General features: G+C 66.8%; 17 protein-coding genes and 2 pseudogenes. All 19 read right to left on the bottom strand.

Features of this window, described 5'->3' with window-relative positions:
- Positions 1 to 18: 18 nt before the first annotated feature.
- Entirely contained in the window at positions 19 to 411 is a 393-nt protein-coding gene (acpS, locus tag AAG689_RS03575) for a holo-ACP synthase (RefSeq protein ID WP_406624787.1), read from the bottom strand.
- Positions 408 to 1,169, bottom strand: coding sequence for a pyridoxine 5'-phosphate synthase (locus AAG689_RS03570; protein WP_406624786.1), 762 nt, complete (start codon positions 1,167 to 1,169; stop codon positions 408 to 410). Before AAG689_RS03570 ends, acpS begins: the two co-directional genes overlap by 4 nt.
- Positions 1,166 to 1,927, bottom strand: a complete 762-nt coding sequence (gene recO / locus AAG689_RS03565; RefSeq protein WP_020228370.1) for a DNA repair protein RecO — start codon at positions 1,925 to 1,927, stop codon at positions 1,166 to 1,168. Before recO ends, AAG689_RS03570 begins: the two co-directional genes overlap by 4 nt.
- A 58-nt stretch (positions 1,928 to 1,985) precedes the next feature.
- Positions 1,986 to 2,993 carry a GTPase Era gene (gene era, locus AAG689_RS03560; RefSeq protein WP_406624785.1) on the bottom strand — a complete coding sequence of 336 codons (1,008 nt, stop codon included), beginning with the start codon at positions 2,991 to 2,993 and terminating at the stop codon, positions 1,986 to 1,988.
- Positions 2,990 to 3,676, bottom strand: a complete 687-nt coding sequence (rnc, locus tag AAG689_RS03555) for a ribonuclease III (RefSeq protein ID WP_020228372.1) — start codon at positions 3,674 to 3,676, stop codon at positions 2,990 to 2,992. Before rnc ends, era begins: the two co-directional genes overlap by 4 nt.
- Positions 3,677 to 3,679: 3 nt before the next feature.
- Positions 3,680 to 4,045 carry a DUF4845 domain-containing protein gene (locus AAG689_RS03550; protein WP_034690605.1) on the bottom strand — a complete coding sequence of 122 codons (366 nt, stop codon included), beginning with the start codon at positions 4,043 to 4,045 and terminating at the stop codon, positions 3,680 to 3,682.
- A gap of 29 nt (positions 4,046 to 4,074) precedes the next feature.
- A pseudogene (gene lepB / locus AAG689_RS03545) lies at positions 4,075 to 5,048 on the bottom strand (signal peptidase I).
- On the bottom strand, positions 5,048 to 6,856 hold the full coding sequence (lepA, locus tag AAG689_RS03540) for a translation elongation factor 4 (protein ID WP_020228375.1): 1,809 nt from the start codon (positions 6,854 to 6,856) through the stop codon (positions 5,048 to 5,050). The pseudogene lepB and the gene lepA overlap by 1 nt, the downstream one beginning before the upstream one ends.
- A gap of 454 nt (positions 6,857 to 7,310) precedes the next feature.
- The gene (locus AAG689_RS03535) at positions 7,311 to 8,729 is read right to left on the bottom strand and encodes a Do family serine endopeptidase (protein WP_406626279.1); all 1,419 of its coding nucleotides are present in this window, start codon (positions 8,727 to 8,729) and stop codon (positions 7,311 to 7,313) included.
- Positions 8,730 to 8,876: 147 nt separating this feature from the next.
- Positions 8,877 to 9,917 (bottom strand): MucB/RseB C-terminal domain-containing protein, encoded by a 1,041-nt coding sequence (locus AAG689_RS03530; protein WP_406626278.1) that lies wholly within the window; start codon positions 9,915 to 9,917, stop codon positions 8,877 to 8,879.
- Between the two features lie 72 nt (positions 9,918 to 9,989).
- On the bottom strand, positions 9,990 to 10,604 hold the full coding sequence (locus AAG689_RS03525; RefSeq protein ID WP_406624784.1) for a sigma-E factor negative regulatory protein: 615 nt from the start codon (positions 10,602 to 10,604) through the stop codon (positions 9,990 to 9,992).
- A gap of 35 nt (positions 10,605 to 10,639) precedes the next feature.
- Positions 10,640 to 11,265: pseudogene (gene rpoE, locus AAG689_RS03520) on the bottom strand (RNA polymerase sigma factor RpoE).
- Positions 11,262 to 11,762 (bottom strand): hypothetical protein, encoded by a 501-nt coding sequence (locus tag AAG689_RS03515; protein ID WP_406624783.1) that lies wholly within the window; start codon positions 11,760 to 11,762, stop codon positions 11,262 to 11,264. The pseudogene rpoE and the gene AAG689_RS03515 overlap by 4 nt, the downstream one beginning before the upstream one ends.
- A 67-nt stretch (positions 11,763 to 11,829) precedes the next feature.
- Entirely contained in the window at positions 11,830 to 13,074 is a 1,245-nt protein-coding gene (gene fabF, locus AAG689_RS03510; protein WP_406624782.1) for a beta-ketoacyl-ACP synthase II, read from the bottom strand.
- 124 nt (positions 13,075 to 13,198) lie between these two features.
- On the bottom strand, positions 13,199 to 13,438 hold the full coding sequence (gene acpP / locus AAG689_RS03505; protein ID WP_003058049.1) for an acyl carrier protein: 240 nt from the start codon (positions 13,436 to 13,438) through the stop codon (positions 13,199 to 13,201).
- A gap of 103 nt (positions 13,439 to 13,541) precedes the next feature.
- Entirely contained in the window at positions 13,542 to 14,285 is a 744-nt protein-coding gene (gene fabG, locus AAG689_RS03500) for a 3-oxoacyl-ACP reductase FabG (protein ID WP_020228381.1), read from the bottom strand.
- A complete protein-coding gene (fabD, locus tag AAG689_RS03495) occupies positions 14,282 to 15,235 on the bottom strand; it encodes an ACP S-malonyltransferase (protein WP_020228382.1) in 954 nt (317 codons plus the stop codon). Before fabD ends, fabG begins: the two co-directional genes overlap by 4 nt.
- Before the next feature lie 60 nt (positions 15,236 to 15,295).
- On the bottom strand, positions 15,296 to 16,273 hold the full coding sequence (locus AAG689_RS03490) for a beta-ketoacyl-ACP synthase III (RefSeq protein ID WP_406624781.1): 978 nt from the start codon (positions 16,271 to 16,273) through the stop codon (positions 15,296 to 15,298).
- Entirely contained in the window at positions 16,273 to 17,331 is a 1,059-nt protein-coding gene (plsX, locus tag AAG689_RS03485) for a phosphate acyltransferase PlsX (RefSeq protein WP_406624780.1), read from the bottom strand. The genes AAG689_RS03490 and plsX overlap by 1 nt, the downstream gene beginning before the upstream one ends.
- Positions 17,332 to 17,345 lie beyond the last annotated feature (14 nt).

Raw genomic sequence — 17,345 nt, 5'->3', positions numbered from 1 at the left:
CTGGAGGCCGATTTGGCTTCAAACTTTCTCCACCACGCAAAAGCTCGCCGCGTAGTTCGTCTCGTCGGTCACGGTCACATGGCAGCGCAGGCCGCGTGCGTCGAACCAGTCCTTGAGCGCGCCGTGCAGCACGATGGACGGCTGGCCGCTCGGCAGGTTGACGATCTCGCAGGCGCGCCACGTCATCGGCATGCGCATACCCAGGCCGATGGCCTTGCTGAACGATTCCTTCGCGGAGAAGCGCGTGGCGAGGTAGCGCACGCCGCGTTCGGGCCAGCGGGCACCGCGCGCGCGCCAGGTGGCGAGTTCGCCCTCGGCCAGCACCTTCTCGGCGAAGCGGTCGCCGTGGCGCCCGAGGCTTTCGCGGATGCGGCGCACGTCGCACACGTCGGTGCCGATGCCGTAGATCATGTGCGCTGCGCCATGCCCCGGTCGATGCACTGCTGGTAAGCGCGCACCGTGGCGGCGTAGCCCAGCTCCAGCGCATCGGCGACGAAGGCGTGGCCAATGGAGACTTCGAGCAGCCCCGGCACGCGCGCGACGAATGCCGCCAGGTTCTCGCGGTTCAGGTCATGGCCCGCGTTCACGCCCAGACCCGCATCCAGCGCGGCCTGCGCCGCGGCGGCGTATTGCCGCAATTGCGCCTCCTGGCCGGGCGTGCCCCAGGCGGCGGCGTAGGGCTCGGTGTAGAGCTCCACGCGGTCGGCCCCCGCCGCACGGGCGGCGGCCATCTGCTCGGGCACGGCATCCATGAACAGGCTCACGCGCACGCCCAGGCGCCTGCATTCGGCGGCCAGGGGCGCCAGGCGCTCGGCATCCTGCGGAAAGCTCCAGCCGTGGTCGCTGGTGAACTGGTCCTCGCTGTCGGGCACGAAGGTTGCCTGCTGAGGACGCACCTCGCGGATGAAGTCCATCAGGTTCTGCGTGGGATTGCCCTCGATGTTGAATTCACGGCCCGGCCAGGCCTTGAGCAGCGCGGCGAGCTCGTGCACGTCGTCGGCGCGGATGTGGCGGCCGTCGGGGCGTGGGTGGACGGTGATGCCCTGCGCGCCCGCCTCCAGGCACAGGCGCGCGGCGCGCGCGACCGAGGGGATGCCGAGGTGGCGCGTGTTGCGCACCAGCGCGACCTTGTTGACGTTGACCGAGAGTGCGGTGGTGTGGGTCGTCATAGCGATTGCAGATCCATCATGAGCTGGCGCGTGCGCAGCAGCGGGTGGCCGCAATGGTATTGCAGCAGCGCGCGCAACTGGGGCTTGAGTTCGGCCGCCACAGGGGCCACGGCGCGCAGCAGCGCGGTGTAGGCGGTGCCAGCCTCCTGCGCTTGCTGCAGCGCGCCCCATTGCGCGCCGCTGAGGCTGGCGCGGTCGGCATCGGTGGCGGCGCGCAGGCCGCCTTCGGCCACGAGGGTGTAGCGTGCCTGCGCGGCCAGCGCGCCGAGCGTGGCGGTCTCCAGGTCGAGCGCGGGCAGCAAGCCCACTTCGCGCAGCAGCAGCAGCTCAAAGGCGCGCAGCACGGGCTCCAGCGCGTCGCCGTGTTCGCTGGCAAGCACGCGCACCACGCCCGCGTACACGTCGAACAGGGCGGCGTGCGTGTCCTCGCGCGCCAGCAGGCGCAGCAGCAGTTCGTTGAGGTACAGGCCCGAGAGCAGCGCGTCGCCCGTGGGCATCACGTGCCCGCCCACCCATTCGGCGCCCTTGAGCGCGTGGATCTCGCCATGCCCCTCGCCCGCCACGCCGTAGGCCACGCGCAGCGGCTGCAGCGGCAGCAGCACGGGACGGAAGTTGGAGGTGGGCTTCTTCGCGCCCTTGGCGACCAGCGCCACGCGCCCGTGGTGGCGCGTGAAGGCTTCGAGGATCAGGCTCGACTCGCTCCAGTCATAGCTGTGCAGGATGTAGGCAGGCTCGTCGTGGATGCGGCGCGTGGCCATGGGTCGCTATTGTTTCAATAGCTGCTTGCGCTTGTCGGATAAGCGCTAGCGGCTGATTTTATTCATAGCCGAAGGAGCGCACGCGCGCCTCGTCGTCGGCCCAACCGGAGCGCACCTTGACCCAGACTTCGAGGAACACCTTGGCGTCCATGAGCTTTTCCAGCTCCTGCCGCGCCTCGGTGCTGATGCGTTTCAAGCGCTCGCCCTTCTCGCCGATCACCATCGCCTTGTGGCCGTCGCGCTCGACGACGATGGTTGCGGCGATGCGGAGGAAGCGCTTGTACTGCTTGCTCTTTTCCTCGTCGAACTTGTCGATGACCACGGTGGAGGTGTAGGGCAGCTCGTCGCCGGTGAAGCGGAAGAGCTTCTCGCGCACCGTCTCGCTCGCCAGGAATTTCTCGCTGCGGTCGGTCAGCTCGTCCTCGGCGTACCACCAGGCCTGCTCGGGCAGGTACTTTTCGCAGATGCCGTACAGACGCTCGATGTCGCCCTTGTTCTTGGCCGACATGGGCACGAACTCGGCGAACGGGTGGCGCTGCTGCATGTCGCGCAGCCACGGCGCGATCTCGGCGCGGCGGTGCACGGTGTCGAGCTTGTTGGCGATGAGCAGCGTGGGGATGCCGGGCTTGAACAGGCTCAGCACCTTGGCATCGGCCAGCGTGAAGCTGCCCGCCTCGACCACGAACAGGATCAGATCCACGTCGCCGATCGCGCCCATCACGGTCTTGTTGAGCGACTTGTTCAAGGCCGTGCTGTGCCGCGTCTGGAAGCCCGGCGTGTCGACGAACACGAACTGCGTGGCCCCGCGCGTGCGGATGCCGGTGATGCGGTGGCGCGTGGTCTGCGCCTTGCGCGAGGTGATGCTGATCTTCTGCCCGACGAGCGCGTTCATCAGCGTGGACTTGCCCACGTTGGGCTTGCCGACGATGGCGATCAGGCCGCAGCGCTGCCCTTCCACGGGCGCGCCGGCAGCAGGCCGTGCGGCGGCCAACATGGATTCGAGGTCGTTTTGGCCTTCAGCGCTTGTCCCTTCTGCGCCAGCAGCTCCGTTTTCAGTAGCATTCATGCCTGTTTCGCTTTCAGTTGGGCCAGCATGGCGGCGGCGGCGGCCTGCTCGGCCGCACGGCGCGATGCACCGCTGCCGCGCTGCAATTGCCGCAGCTCGGCGATCTCGCACTCCACGTGGAAGACCTGGTTGTGCGCGGCACCGGTCGTCTCGGCCACGCGGTACTGGGGCAGTTTCATTTTGCGGCCCTGCAGCCACTCCTGCAACGCGGTCTTGGCGTCCTTGGCGGCCTCCTGCAGGCGGGGGCTCAGCTCCACGCCCTCGAACAGGCGGTGGACCAGCGCCTCGGCGCGTTCATAGCCCGCGTCGAGGTAGACGGCGCCGATGATGGCCTCCAGCGCATCGGCCAGGATCGAGGGGCGCAGCTTGCCGCCCGACTTGGACTCGCCCTCGCCCAGGCGCAGCACCTCGGACAGCTGGAGCCTGAGCGCGATGCCGTGCAGGGAATCCTGCTTGACGAGGTGGGCGCGCACGCGGGAGAGCTCGCCCTCCGGCAGCGTGCGCAGCTGGCGGAACAGCAGGCTGGAGACGGCCAGGTTGAGCACCGAGTCGCCCAGGAATTCCAGGCGCTCGTTGTGGTCCGCGGAAAAGCTGCGGTGCGTGACGGCCCGCTGCAGCAGCGAAGGATCGGAGAAGCGGTGCTGCAGGCGCTCCTGCAGGGCGGCGTGGCTGGCGGGCGGCACTAATCAGTCGGTCGAGTGTTGGAAGCGGTACACCAGGTACGCCGGCCCGGCCAGCGGGATCTCGCGCGCGTAGCTGAACGACACGATGACCTTGTCGTTGCGCTTGGTCACTTCCAGGTCCTTGCCCCCGATGGAGCTGATGTCGTCGATGGCGGCGGCGCGGTCGAACGAGGCGCGGATCTCGGGCACCGTGGAGCCCTCGCGCGCGGCCTTGGCGGCGGCCTTCTTGATGGCCACGTATTCCAGGAAGATGGGCACGGACTGCCCGCCGATGGCGAACGCGGCCACGGCGAGCACGCCGATGAAGACGAGGCCGATGAAAGACAGTCCCCGCTGGCGCGAGCGAGCCGCGGTGTGTTGCAGACCCATGCCTGATTCCCCCATGCTGGTGTCGCGCATCAGTTGAACGAGCCGATGCGCTTGAGGTTGCCGAAATTCATCCACACGAAGAAGGCCTTGCCGACGATGTTCTCGTCCGGCACGAAGCCCCAGTAGCGCGAATCGAGCGAATTATCGCGGTTGTCGCCCATCATGAAGTAGTGGCCCTCGGGCACCTTGCAGCTCACGCCCTCCACGCTGTAGCGGCAGTTCTCGCGGAACTTGAACTGGCTCGCGCTCTGCACGAAGGCCGGCACCTCGGGGGTGTTGAGGATGCGGTGGCGGTGCTCGCCCAGTTGCTCGTCGAACTGCTTGAAGTAGCGCATCGCGTCCTGGTCGAAGAAGTCGGGCAGCGCCGTGGTCTCCACGGGCTTGCCGTTCACCGTGAGGCGCTTGTTCAGGTAGGCCACCTCGTCGCCCGGCACGCCGACCACGCGCTTGATGTAGTCCATGCTGGGCTGCGGGGGTAGCGGAACACCATCACGTCGCCGCGCTGCGGGGCGTTGCCCTGCGTGATCTTGGTGTTGACGACGGGCAGGCGCACGCCGTAGGTGAACTTGTTCACCAGGATCAGGTCGCCCACGAGCAGCGTCGGGATCATGGAGCCCGAGGGGATCTTGAACGGCTCGAACAGGAACGAACGCAGCAGGAAGACCACGGCGATCACGGGGAAGAGCCCGGCCGTCCAGTCCAGCCACCAGGGCTGCATGAGGATGCGGCCCTTGGCCTCCTCGACGTCGCCGTCCACTTTCTGGATGCCCATGCGGTCCAGCTCGGCGCGGCGCTGGGCCGCGGCGTCTTCCAGCGCCTGGGCGGCGCGGCGGCGGCGCGGCAAAAAGACGAACCGCTCGGCCAGCCAGTAGACGCCCGTGACCACGGTGGCCAGGAACAGCAACAGCGCGAAATTGCCTTCGATGGCCCCCAGGTACCAGGCGCCCACGTAGCCCGCGAACGCCGCGAGCACGGCGGCGGTGATGTATTGCATGGCTTGCATCAATCCTCCACTTGCAGGATGGCCAGGAATGCCTCCTGCGGCACCTCGACCGAGCCGATCTGTTTCATGCGCTTCTTGCCGGCCTTCTGCTTTTCGAGCAGCTTGCGCTTGCGCGTGATGTCGCCGCCGTAGCACTTGGCGAGCACGTTCTTGCGCAGCGCCTTGATGGTCTCGCGCGCGATGATGTTGGCGCCGATGGCGGCCTGGATGGCCACGTCGAACATCTGGCGGCTGATGATCTCGCGCATCTTGGCCGCCACCGCGCGGCCGCGGTACTGGCTCTGGCTGCGGTGCACGATGATGGACAGGGCATCGACCTTCTCGCCGTTGAGCAGGATGTCGACCTTCACCACGTCGGATGCGCGGTACTCCTTGAACTCGTAGTCCATCGACGCATAGCCGCGCGAGACCGACTTGAGCTTGTCGAAGAAGTCCAGCACGATCTCGCCCAGCGGCAGCTCGTAGGTCAGCATGACCTGGCGGCCGTGGTAGGCCATGTTCAACTGCACGCCGCGCTTCTGGTTGGCCAGCGTCATCACCGGACCCACGTAGTCCTGCGGCATATAGAGGTGCACGGTGACGATGGGCTCGCGGATCTCCTGGATGCGGCCCTGCTCGGGCATCTTGGAGGGGTTCTCCACCATGATGACCTCGCCGTCGCCCTTGACCACCTCGTAGACCACGCTGGGCGCGGTGGTGATCAGGTCTTGGTCGAACTCGCGCTCCAGGCGCTCCTGCACGATCTCCATGTGCAGCAGGCCCAGGAAGCCGCAGCGGAAGCCGAAGCCCAGCGCCTGCGACACCTCGGGCTCGAAGTGCAGCGAGGCGTCGTTGAGCTGGAGCTTTTCCAGCGCATCGCGCAGCTGGTCGTACTGGTTGGCCTCGGTCGGGTAGAGGCCCGCGAACACCTGGGGCTGGATTTCCTTGAAGCCGGGCAGCGCCTCCGTGGCCGGGCCCGCGTTGTTGGGCAGCTTCTTTTCCAGCGTGATGGTGTCGCCCACCTTGGCGGCCTTGAGCTCCTTGATGCCGGCGATGATGTAGCCCACCTCGCCCGCGCGCAGCATGTCGCGCGGCTGGTTGGCCGGCGTGAACACGCCGAGCTGGTTGGCGTCGTAGGCGGCGCCGGTCGCCATCATCTTGAAGCGCTCGCCCTTCTTGAGCTCGCCGTCCACCACGCGCACCAGCATGACCACGCCCACGTAGCTGTCGAACCAGCTGTCGATGATCATGGCACGCAGCGGGCCTTGCGGGTTGCCCTTCGGGGGCGGCACCTTGGCCACCACGGCCTCGAGGATCTCGTCGATGCCCATGCCCGTCTTGGCCGAGCAGGGAATGGCCTCGCTCGCGTCGATGCCGATCACGTCCTCGACCTCGGCCTTCGCGTTCTCGGGGTCGGCCTGCGGCAGATCCATCTTGTTGAGCACGGGCAGCACTTCCACGCCGAGTTCGAGCGCGGTGTAGCAGTTGGCCACGGTCTGCGCCTCCACGCCCTGCGATGCATCCACCACCAGCAGCGCGCCTTCGCATGCGGAGAGCGAGCGCGAGACTTCGTACGAGAAGTCCACGTGGCCGGGCGTGTCGATCAGGTTGAGGTTGTAGACCTGGCCATCGCGGGCCTTGTATTGCAGCGCGGCGGTCTGCGCCTTGATGGTTATCCCACGCTCCTTCTCGATGTCCATCGAGTCCAGCACCTGGGCTTCCATCTCGCGGTCCGCGAGCCCGCCACAGCGCTGGATGAGGCGGTCAGCAAGGGTGGACTTGCCGTGGTCGATGTGCGCAATGATCGAGAAATTTCTGATGTGATTCATCAACGGATAACGACAAGTATTTGAATTGCAATGACCGGCACAAGAAAAAAGGGCGCGTCAAACAAGCGACGCGCCCTGAACCAACAATCTTTGGCAACTGCGATAGTTGGAGCTTCATTGTAGGCAAAAAGGCCTTTCCGGGAAGCCCATCCGACTACAGCCAAGGGCCGTTGCCATGCTGCAACGGGAATTTTATCAACAGGTTATCAACAATTGGGAGCCCAAATATCTGGACAAGGTGTGCGCGAGCTGTGGAACACCTGTGCATCACTCGCCTGCCTCCCGCATGGTGGCGAAGCGGCGGGAGTTTATATCAAAACCCTCACATTGAACCCCTCCATTCTACAAATATGCACAGATAGAAAAACTCGGCCGCAGGCTGCAGTTTGCGCTTCACGGAAAAAAGCCCCACTCCCGACTCCGGGGCAGGGCTTTGTCACGCAGGCTCCGCTCGTCAGCGGGCAGGACGGATCAGCGTGTACTGCGCCCACTCGCCCCGGCGGAACAGCACGTTGATGGGCTTGGCCTTGTCGGCCTTGGCCAGTGCTGCCTCGAAGTCCTTCAGGTTGCGGATCTCGGTGTTGGCCAGCGCCACGATGACGTCGTCCGTGCGCAGGCCTGCGCGGGCCGCGGCATCCGCAGCCGTCACGACACGCACGCCGCCCTTGACCTTCAGCTCCTTTTCCTGCGCGGCAGTGAGCTCTGCCACGACCAGGCCGATCTGCTGCGCGGCCGAGGACGACTTGCCCTTGCTCTCCTGCTCTGCGGCCTTGGCCACGGCCTTCTCCTCCGGCTCCACCTCGGCGATGGTGATCGACAGGTCGCGCGAGGCACCTCGGCGGAACACGGTGATGCTGGTCTTGGTACCCGGCTTGGTATTGCCCACCAGGCGCGGCAGGTCCGAGACCTTCTCCACGGCCTTTCCGTCGTAGCGAGTGATGATGTCGCCCGCTTCGATGCCGGCCTTCTCGGCCGGAGAGCCGGCTTCCACGCCGCGTACCAGGGCGCCCTGGGACTTGCCCAGCCCGATCGACTCCGCGACGTCCTTGGACACCGATTCGATCTGCACGCCGATGCGCCCGCGGCTCACGCGGCCCACGGTGCGCAACTGCTCGCTCACGCGGATGGCCTCGTCGATGGGGATGGCGAAGGAAATCCCCATGAAGCCGCCCGAGCGGGAATAGATCTGGCTGTTGATCCCGACCACCTCGCCGCGCATGTTGATCAGCGGCCCGCCGGAATTGCCGGGGTTGATGGCCACGTCGGTCTGGATGAAAGGCAGGTAGTCGCCCGTGTCGCGCTGCTTGGCGCTGACGATGCCCGCGGTCACCGTGTTCTCCAGCCCGAAGGGCGAGCCGATGGCCATGACCCATTCGCCCGCCTTGAGGCGGCTCACGTCGCCCACCTTGACGGCCGGAAGGCCCGTGGCGTCGATCTTGACCACGGCGACATCCGTGCGCTTGTCGGCGCCCACGATCTTGGCCTTGAACTCGCGCTTGTCGGTGAGCGTGACGATGACTTCGTCCGCTCCCTCGACCACGTGCGCATTCGTCATCACGTAGCCGTCAGGCGTGAGGATGAAGCCCGAGCCCACGCCGCGCGGCTGCTCCTCGGGCTGCGGGCGCTGCGGTCCCTGCTGCCGGGGAATGTTGGGGACCGGGACGCCGAAGCGCCGGAAGAACTCCAGCATGTCCTCGTCCATGCCGTTCAGCGCCGGACGGCTGGACACCTTCTCCGTGGTGCGGATGTTCACTACCGACGGCCCCACCTGCTCCACCAGTTCCGTGAAGTCGGGCAGGCCCCGCACCGCGGGCGCAGATTGCGCCTGCGCGGACCCCGTCCCCAGCAGACCGCCAGCACCTGCCACCGCCATCAGGCCGGCAAGGGCCCAGGAGTGCATGCCTTCCTTCCAATCGATCATCCGCATCGTCGACCTTTCCTTGTCTTTCAAATCACCGAAACTGAATCTGTGAAGGCGCCCGGCCCGATTGGTTCCCGCCGTCAGCGCCAGGATAGGCGTTCAGCGTGCACGCTCCAGGGCACCGATGAAACGGCGCAGCGTCTCCAGGGGCACTTCCCCCACGGCGGTGGCCCAGGTGTCCTGCCCGACTTTTTGCGCCACCACCTGGGTCGCTCCCATGCTGACGGAACGGGCACCCTCCGGGTGCCGCCCGGCGCCATAGGGCTCCAGGAAGACCGACAGCGTCGCCAGCCCATCCGAGTAGATGCACTGCAGCACCGTGCGCGGCACCTCCGCTTGAACAGCACGCGCCTTCTTGTAACAGCCCTGGGGAACGAAGCCCGCCACCGTGGCCCGCATGCGCCAGCCTTCGGCGTCCGCCGTCGTCCGCTCCAGTGGGACGGCCGCCCTGCGGTAGCCCTCCATGTCGCCCATCATGCGCAGCATGGCCTGCAGCCCGGCGGGCGACTCCATGGCCAGCTCCGAGAAGGCGGCCTGCTCCAGCACGCGCCCCTCGGCATCCAGGGTCTGCAGTTGGAGGGCGAGGCCCGAGCCTTGCTCCGCCCAGATGCGGTAGCCGAAGCGCCAGGCATCGCGCGGAATGAAGGCCACCACGTCGGCATCCAGCCCAGCCACGCGCTCCCGGCCAGCAGCTTTCACTGCATAGTGCTTGTCCGGCGATACGCCTTCCGCATCGGGAACGCGGGGGAACAGCCCCCTGGCATCGCGCATTTCGCTGCGCACGATGCGCGCCTGAGGCAGAAAAGTCCGTACTTCGCCCTCGTGGCGGAACACGATCCTCGGCGTTCCGCTGAGCGCTTCCACGCGCTCGATCTGCTGCGAGCCTTCACAAGCGTGCCAGATCCGGGAACTGGCCATCGCCCCGTTGGACGACAGGACCATGAACGTGCCACTGTAATTGCGGCTGAGCGACGCGTGGTGCATGCGGGCTATCCACCCCGCCACATCTGTCGGCCGGCTTGCAGCAGGCGCGTCGGAAACCGCCACTGCGCACGGTGCAGGCTCCGCACTGGCCGCGCCGATCAGCCACAGGGCCACGCCCACAGCGATTCCACCCCATTTCGCATACCACGCCAGCATCCGTTGATCCGCACGAATCCGCATGCGCGTCACGCTACTCCCGTTCCTGGACAAATAGCCTGGTCAATGTTTTCAGCGCGCAGGGGCCTCGAAAGTGGCGTTGCGCAAAAAGCCTGCGGGCATCTGCAGGGCAGAGGTGCTGCCGAACTGCTTGTGGGCCGCCAGCAGTTCGTCCAGGCGCGGGTCGCGGATCATGATCTGCGGCCCATCGGATCCGATATTCGTGGCCACCATCGTCTGCTGCTGCGGCGGCATGGCAGGCGCGGGCTGCACGGCGGCCAGCTGCGCGCCCGCAGCAGCGACGCCCGGGGTCAGCCCGACATAGGCATTCCAGCCCAGCGCCGCGACGGCGGCCAGGGAAGCGAAGCCTGCGGCAAGCTTCCAGCGGAACACCGACGCGTTGGCGGCCTCGTCGTGGCGGGCCACCTGTGCCAATGCGGCAGCGGGCAGCCGCGCGGGCAGCGGCTCACGCGCAAGTTGCTCGCGCAAGCGTCCCAGCAGCGCAGGGTCGGTGGCATGCACGGGCTCGCTGCAGCGCATCACCTCGCCAATCATGTGGTAGAGCTGCCAGGATGCCTGGCCTTCGTCTGTGCCGGCATAGGCCATGGCCTGGGCGAACTCATCCCCTTGCAACTCCCCGTCGGCCAGTGCCGACAGGCATTCGCGCTTCATCACATCGTCCTTCATGGTGCCACCTGCATCGCGCTACCCCGATATATCCATTACCACCGCTTGCCCGAGCGCTTCTCGAGCAAGGGCTTGACCCGGGCCGATATCGCCTCCCGGGCCCGGAAGATCCGCGACCGCACCGTGCCGATAGGGCAGTTCATGGCCGCGGCGATCTCCTCGTAACTCAGTCCCTCGATCTCCCGCAGCGTCACCGCCTGCCTCAGGTCTTCAGGCAACGCCTCCATGGCCGCGTTCACCGCAGCGGCGATCTCCTGGGCTGCCAGGACGGTCTCGGGGGTTTCGTCGCTGGTTAGTTCACGATCGAGCAGGGAAGTTTCATCGTCGTCGTCACCGCCACCGCGCAGGGCGCTTTCGGTGATCACCGGGTTGCGCTTGAGGTCCACCAGGGCCTTCTTGGCCGTGTTGACCGCGATGCGGTAGAGCCAGGTGTAGAACTGCGCCTCCCCCGGAACTGGTGGAGCGCCCGGTAGGCCCGCAGGAAAGTCTCCTGCGTGATGTCCTGCACCAAGTCCACATCGCGCACCATGCGCCCGATCAGCCGCTCGATGCGCCGCTGGTACTTGATGACCAGCAACTCGTACGCCCGCTGGTCGCCCGCGACCGTGCGCTCCACCAGGCGCAGATCACTGTCGGCGGGTTCATTCGTAGAGGCTGTCATGTCCTTGTCTGTGTCTCACCTTCGTGCCGGGAAGGCATGCCTTCGGCACGGGCCGTGCCGGATGGGGCGCGCGAATATACCGCACGCCGCAGGGCTTCCCACCGGAGTGGCGAACTGCCGCGCTCCAGCCACAGCCAGACCGTACGGCCGCGCACCAGGCGCAAGGACAGGAGTAGCCCCGATTGCAGATCCAGGTGCACGCGCGGCCATTGCACCAAGCCGCCCCACCCCCGGCCCCCATCGGCCAGCAGGGACCATTCCCGGCCATCCCACACCAATTGCCCCGGAAAAAGGCCATGCCACAGGCTCCAGGCCGCCGCCGCGCACAGGCACCACAGCGCCAGGCCCGCCAGAGCACGTTCGCGGCCATTGCCGAGCATCCACCAGGCCAGCATGCAGGCGAACCCCAAGGCCGCGACCGCGAACAAGGCCTGCCCTGCGCGCCGCGAACGGCCGAAGGGGAATTGGACGGAGGGTGCGTAGGCGGCGCCGCGCATCAAAGCCGCCCGGCGGCATCCGGGCGTGCTGCCGCCGGCAGGCGTGCCCGCTGCGGCAGGGATGCCATCAAACGCGCCTGAAGACCAACGTGCCGTTGGTGCCGCCGAAGCCGAAATTGTTCTTGAGGGCGACATCCATCTTCATGTCGCGCGCCGTGTTCGCGCAGTAGTCCAGATCGCACTCCGGATCCTGCGAGAAAAGATTGATGGTCGGCGGCACCTTCTGGTGGTGCAGCGCCAGCACGGTGAACACGCTCTCGATACCGCCCGCGCCGCCCAGCAGGTGGCCGGTCATGGACTTGGTGGAACTCACCACCATCTTCTTCGCATGGTCGCCGAGCGCCGCCTTGATGGCGTTGGTTTCGTTCAGGTCGCCCAGCGGGGTGGAGGTGCCGTGCGCGTTGAGGTACTGCACCTCGTCCGCGTTCACGCCGGCGTTGCGCAGGGCCGCCTGCATGGCGCGGCGCGGGCCGTCCATGTTCGGCGCGGTCATGTGCCCAGCATCGGCGCTCATGCCGTAGCCAGCCACCTCGGCATAGATGCGAGCACCGCGCGCCTTGGCATGCTCGTACTCTTCGAGCACGACCACGCCCGCACCCTCGCCGAGCACGAAGCCGTCGCGGTCCTTGTCCCAAGGGCGCGAGGCCGTCTTGGGATCGTCGTTGCGCGTGGACAGCGCGCGCATCGCGGCGAAGCCCCCCACGCCCAGCGGGGAAACGGTGGCCTCGGTGCCGCCGGCCACGATCACGTCGGCATCGCCGTATTCGATCTTGCGGGCCGCCTCGCCGATGCAGTGCAGCCCCGTCGTGCACGCGGTCACGACAGAGAGGTTCGGGCCCTTGAAGCCGAAGCGCATCGATACCTGGCCGGCCACCATGTTGATGATCGACGCCGGCACGAAGAACGGCGTGATGCGGCGTGGGCCGCGGTTGGCCAGTTCGGCGTGGGTGTTCTCGATCAGCGGCAGGCCGCCGATGCCCGAGCCGATGATGCAGCCGATGCGCGTGGCCAGCTCTTCATCCAGCGCCTCGCCTGTCGGCAGGCCCGCGTCGCGTACAGCCTCCTGGGCTGCGGCGATGCCGTAATGGATGAAGGTGTCCATGGTGCGCGCATCCTTGGCGCTGATGTAGGACTCCAGATCGAAGCCCTTGACCTCGCCCGCGATCTTGCAGGCAAAGTTCGATGCGTCGAACTTGGTGATGAGGTCAATGCCGGATTGCCCGGCAAGGATGCTGGCCCAGGCATCCTGCACCGTGTTGCCCACGGGCGAAATGCAACCCAGGCCGGTCACGACGACGCGACGACGGCTCATGCGTTAAACCTTCTGCTGATCGGATGCTGCGCCCCACCGGGGCGCCGGCCGCTCATTCCATTTATCTATCAATCGAGTGCACGAAGGCGAAGCCGACAAAGCAACGGTTGATTTAGAAATGGAATCAGGCCTTTTGGTGGGTGTTGGCGTAGTCGATGGCGTTTTGCACCGTCGTGATCTTCTCGGCATCCTCATCGGGGATCTCGATGCCGAATTCGTCTTCCAGCGCCATCACCAGCTCCACCGTGTCCAGAGAGTCGGCACCCAGATCGGCCACGAAAGCCTTTTCGTTGGTGACTTGGGACTCTTCCACGCCGAGTTGTTCGGCAATGATTTTTTTGACACGTGCTTCGATATCGCTCATGGTTTCCCTCTGGGGGTTGTGAATGAATCCGCGATTCTAGCCGCTTCGGGTGCAGCACCCGAGCAGCCCGCCGCACGGACGATCCGGCGTCAATTTGCTTCAACTACATGTACATGCCGCCATTGACGTGCAATTCCTGCCCCGTCACATAGCCAGCGCCCTGCGATGCGAGGTAGGCGACCGCATGCGCAATGTCGCTCGGCTGCCCCAGATCCCCCATGGCGATCTGGGATTTGAGGGCCTTCTTCTGTTCTTCGGGCAGGTCGGCCGTCATGTCGGTGGCGATGAAGCCGGGGGCCACGCAGTTCACCGTGATGCCGCGGCTACCCAGCTCGCGCGCCAGGGCGCGGGTCATGCCGGCCACGCCGGCCTTGGCAGCAGCATAGTTGGCCTGGCCGGGGTTGCCCGAGGCGCCGACCACACTGGTGATGCTGATGATGCGGCCGAAGCGCTGCTTCATCATGGGCCGGATGGCCGCGCGGCTCACGCGAAAGACGGCCTTGAGGTTGGTGTCCAGCACCGCGTCCCAGTCGTCGTCCTTCATGCGCATGGCAAGCGTGTCGCGCGTGATGCCGGCGTTGTTCACCAGCACGTGCAGGCCGCCGTGCTCTTTCACGATGGCATCAATCAGCGCATCCACGGCGGCGCCATCGGTCACGTTCAGCTTCACGCCCCTGCCGCCGTGGGCGGAGAGCGCTTCGGTGATGCGCGCCGCGCCTTCGTCGGTGGTGGCCGTGCCGATCACGCGCAGGCCGCGGGCCGCCAGTTCGGCGGCGATGGCCGCGCCGATACCGCGCGTCGCGCCGGTGACCAGCGCGGTCTGGGAAGGGGTCGTGGATTCGCTCATGCCAGCAGCTCTCGGGTTTCGGCCAGGGTGGCCGGATCGTACAGGGAGGCGCCGACCAGCTCGGGGTCGATGCGCTTGGTCATGCCGGCCAGCACCTTGCCGGGACCGCATTCGACGACATGGGTGATGCCGCGCGCCTTCAACGCCTGCAAGCACTCCACCCAGCGCACCGGACCGAAGGCCTGGCGGTAAAGCGCGTCGCGGATGGCGTCGGCATCTTGCTGCACGGCCACGTCCACGTTGTTGACCACGGGGATCTGCGGCGCTTCCAGCGTCAGCGCGGCCAGGGCGGCACGCAGCTTCTCTGCGGCGGGCTTCATGAGGCTGGAGTGGAAAGGCGCCGACACGGGCAGCGGCAACGCGCGCTTGGCACCAGCGGCCTTGAGCATTTCGCAGCCCTTCTCGACGCCGGCCTTGCTGCCGGCAATGACGGTCTGCATGGGGTCGTTGAAGTTCACGGCCTCGACCACCTCGGGCGAACCCGCGCCGAAGCTCGCGGTCGCCTCGGCGCAGCCGGCGATGACCTTGGCGGCGTCCAGCCCCAGGATGGCGGCCATGGCGCCCGTGCCCACGGGCACGGCCTCCTGCATGGCGGCGGCGCGCAGGCGCACCAGCGGCGCGGCCTGGGCCAGCGTCAGCACGCCCGAGGCGACGAGTGCAGCGTATTCGCCCAGCGAATGCCCGGCGACGGCCGAGGGCAGCGCGCCACCCTCGGCACGCCAGACGCGCCAGGCGGCCACGCCGGCCACCAGCATCACGGGCTGGGTGTTGGTGGTGAGGGCCAGCGCCTCCTTGGGGCCGCCGTGGATCAATGCGCCCACGTCCTCGCCCAATGCGTCGGACGCCTCGCGCAGCGTCTCGGCCACCGCGGGATGATCGCCCCACGCATCGAGCATGCCCACGGACTGCGAGCCCTGGCCGGGGAACACGAATGCAAAGTTGTGTGCCATTGTCTCTTCTTGGTTTTGAATGGAATCAGGCTCCAGCGCTTATCCAGCAAGCGCAAGCAGCTATATTTTCAGGAGTACAGCACCCCAGGTGAAACCGCCACCCACGCCTTCGAGCAGCACGGTCTGCCCCGGCTTGACCTGGCCCGCGCGCACCGCGTGGTCCAGCGCCAGGGGAATGGAAGCCGCCGAGGTGTTGCCGTGCTGGTCCACCGTGACCACCACCTTGTCCATGGGCAGCTTCAGCTTGCGCGCCGTGCTCTGCATGATGCGGATGTTGGCCTGGTGCGGGATCAGCCAGTCGATGTCGGCATCGGTGAGGCCCGCCTTGTCCAGCGTGGCGCGCGCGGCCTTGTCCAGCAAGCCCACGGCGAGCTTGAACACGGCCTGCCCGTCCATCTTGAGCAGCGGGTCGCCCAGGATCTGGCCGCCATAGACATTGCCGGGCACGCACAGAATGCCCACGTGGCTGCCGTCGGCATGCAGGTCGCTGGCCAGGATGCCGGGCGTTTCCGAGGCCTCCAGCACCACGGCGCCAGCGCCGTCGCCGAAGAGCACACAGGTGGTGCGGTCCTTGAAGTCGAGGATGCGGCTGAACACCTCCGCCCCGACGACCAGCGCGCGGCTGGCGGCACCTGACTGGATCATGGCGTCCGCCACCGTGAGCGCATAGACGAAGCCACTGCACACGGCCTGCACGTCGAAGGCGGGGCAGCCGTTCGCGCCCAGCTTGTGCTGGAGGATGCAGGCGGTGGAGGGAAACACCATGTCCGGCGTGGACGTGGCGACGATGATCAGGTCAATGTCCTGCGGCTGGCGGCCTGCGGCCTCCAGGGCACGGCGAGAGGCTTCCAGCGCCAGGTCGCTGCTGGCCACGTCGCGCTCGGCGAAGTGGCGGGAGCGGATGCCGGTGCGCTCCACGATCCATTCGTCGGACGTCTCGATGCCTTGCTGCGCCAGCTGGGCCACCAGGTCATCGTTGGTCACACGGCGCGGCGGCAGGCTGCTGCCGGTGCCGGCAATACGGGAATAGCGTCTCATCAATGTGTGGCTGCGGCGGCAGTTCCGGGTTCGGGCTGGGCATCGGCGGCTGCCAGCAAGGGCGCCGCGTGTGCGACCCGCGTGCGGACGCGGTCGAGCAGGTTGTTGCGGGCCGCATCATACGCCCGGTTCAACGCCTGCTCGAAGGCCAGCGCGTCGGCCGAGCCGTGGCTCTTGAACACCAGGCCGCGCAGGCCCAGCAGCGCCGCGCCGTTGTAGCGGCGGTGATCAACGCGCCGCATGAGGGCCGATAGCACGGGATAAGCGACGATCGCAGCGATTTTCGTGAAGATGTTGCGCGAAAACTCCTGCTTGAGTATTCCCGCGATCATGGATGCGACACCCTCGCTGGCCTTGAGCGCCACGTTGCCCACGAAGCCATCACAGACCACGATGTCCACCGTGCCCTTGAAAATGTCATTGCCCTCGACGTTGCCGTGGAATTTGAGATCGCCGGAGTTGGCGGCAGAACGCAGCAATTCGCCTGCCCTTTTAATGACTTCGCTACCTTTGATGACTTCCTCGCCGACGTTGAGCAGACCCACGGCAGGCTCCTCGCGGTCCTGCAGCACGGACACCAGCGCCGAGCCCATCACGGCGAACTGCAACAGGTGTTCGGCTGTGCAATCGACGTTCGCGCCCAGGTCCAGCACCGTGGTGGCGCCGCCCTTGGCGTGGGGCAGTTGGGTGGCGATGGCGGGGCGGTCGATGCCGTCCAGCGTCTTGAGCAGGTAGCGCGCGATCGCCATCAGCGCGCCCGTGTTCCCGGCGGACACCGCTGCCTGGGCCGCCCCGTCCTTGACCTGCTGGATCGCCACGCGCATGGACGAATCCTTCTTGCGGCGCAGCGCGACTTCGACCGGGTCGTCCATCGTTACCACCTCGGATGCGGGCACGACCGTGGCCCGATCGTGCGAGAAGCCCTGCAGGCTGGCCTGCTGGCCGACGAGCAGCAGGCGCGCTTCGGGATGGTGGTCGAGGAACTGGCGGCACGCGGGAAGCGTGACGCCGGGGCCGTGGTCGCCCCCCATGCAGTCAACAGCCAGTGTGATGGTCATCGGCGGATATTAAA

This window comes from Acidovorax sp. SDU_ACID1 (assembly GCF_045291395.1).
Classification (GTDB): Bacteria; Pseudomonadota; Gammaproteobacteria; order Burkholderiales; family Burkholderiaceae_C; genus MR-S7.
The sequence above is the reverse complement of the archived record's forward strand: the minus strand, read 5'-3'. Positions and strand labels throughout refer to the sequence as shown.